Source organism: uncultured Campylobacter sp. (assembly GCF_938040115.1).
In the GTDB taxonomy this organism is placed as follows: domain Bacteria; phylum Campylobacterota; class Campylobacteria; order Campylobacterales; family Campylobacteraceae; genus Campylobacter_A.
In genome coordinates this window covers 1-1,900 of sequence record NZ_CALHXD010000139.1, presented here as the reverse complement: position 1 = coordinate 1,900, position 1,900 = coordinate 1, and the positions used below count along the sequence as shown (strand labels likewise).

General features: G+C 44.1%; 1 protein-coding gene. It reads right to left on the bottom strand.

All coding sequences use genetic code 11. The annotated features are described in order from the left end of the window. On the bottom strand, positions 1 to 1,544 hold a 1,544-nt coding region (locus Q0314_RS05130), incomplete at its 3' end, for an anaerobic C4-dicarboxylate transporter (protein WP_298057253.1). Positions 1,545 to 1,900: the final 356 nt, after the last annotated feature.

Below are 1,900 nucleotides of genomic sequence, written 5' to 3'. Positions count from 1 at the left end.
TGGATAGCGGCAAGGTCGCTCGGATATGTAGGAAGGATGAAGTATCCGTAGCAAGCCGTAGCAAACGCGACGATGATGCCTGGATCCACGCCGATCTGAACCGCAAGCGGTACGAATGTCGCGGCGGCTGCTGCTTGAGAGTTTAGGAACTTAGAAATCAGCATACCTACGACGATATACATCCACGGATAGGCCTTCATCACCTCTCCTAGCGAGCCTTTTAGCATCTCGATGTGAGAGTGGAACATAGTATCGGCCATCCAGCTGATGCCGTAGATCGCCACGAGCGCGACCATACCGCTGTGGAAGATCTCGTTTTGAGCGATCTTAGCAGCCTTGATGCCTGAGTAGATCATCATGATAGACGCAGCTAGTAGCATGAAAATTTGGATCGTATCGACCATGCCTAGAGGTGCGGTCTTTTTCATAGTATCTTTTACTACGATGCTAGCGTTTGCGACGGTTTCGGTTTTACCCTCTTTAGTGATAACTACATTGCCGTCTTGAAGCACGATAGTTTGAGTTACTTTTTTGTCTTTATCTAGAACTTCTACGTTCGTAAATTTAGTAGCATCTTTTACTTTACTGTCTTTTACGTTTGAGACGACTTTGCTACTATCTACGGTAGAGACTACTTGTCCGTCTTTTACGGTGATGTTTTTAACTACTTTTTTATCCACTACGATTTCGATAGATTTACCCGGGACGTCGCTAGTCCAGCTAGGGCGGAGTTGTTTATAGTAGCCTAGAACCGCCACGATAGCGATAGTAGCTAGGAATATCCACATTATATTCCATTGCTTTTTAGGCAGATGAACGCCAACTAGCGATTTAGAATCGTCTGAGCCGTAGATGTATTTTCTTTGCTCCGGATCTTTAATTTTTTCTTGAAATTCAGGGTCTTTATCAAGGTCTTTTCCTCTAAATACGGAAAAAGTACCAATGCAAAGCACGCCTATGAAGGTAGCCGGAATCGTAACTTTAAGCAAATCTACATAGCTAGTAAAGCCGTCGATATGAACGGTGCCCGTGCCTAGCAAAACCGCGACCATAGATACGCCCGCAACCGAAACCGGGCTAGCGATGATAGCTAGCTGAGACGAGATCGTGGTAGCAGCTAGCGGTCTTTCCGGACGGATGCCGCTTTTGATAGATACATCGTAAATGATCGGTAGCAGCGTGTAAACCGTGTGTCCGGTGCCGCATAGAACCGTTAGCGTCCAGCCGCAAACCGGAGCTAGATAACAAACTAACTTGGGATGCTTTCTAAGCGCTTTTTCCGCAATTTGAAGCATAACGTCAAGACCGCCCGCGGCTTGCAAAGTAGCACTTGCTACGACGACGGCTAGGATCGTAAGGATAACGTCGATAGCGGGTTTGCCCGGCTTCATATCGAATGCAAATACCAAGATAACAAGACCGATGCCACCTAGTACACCCAGCGCCATACCGCCTTTTTTAGCGCCGTAGAACAGACATCCGAGTACGACTATTAGCTGGAGAGTGAACTGCATGCTTTCACTCAAACTGGTTAGGAATTCCATTTTTTCTCCTTTTAGGAAATTATGGCGCGATTATATAAATATTAAAATTAAATACTAATAAAAAAATTAAAAATACATTTGTAAGTATTAATCATATATTTAACCAAATTTGATGCGCCGCTAGTCAAATTTAACCGCGCCAAATGCTTTTAAAAGAAAATTTGATATATAATCCCAAGACAAAAAATTAATAAATCTGCTTAAGGAGGAAATATGCAAATCCCTATCGCATACGGCAAAGACGATCATCTAAATCTAGAGATAAACGAGAAAAATTTGCTCGGCGTTTTCGATCCAAACTCCGTGGCTAAATTTGACGAAACGGCGCTCATCGCAAAGGCTCTGGCAAATCCGAT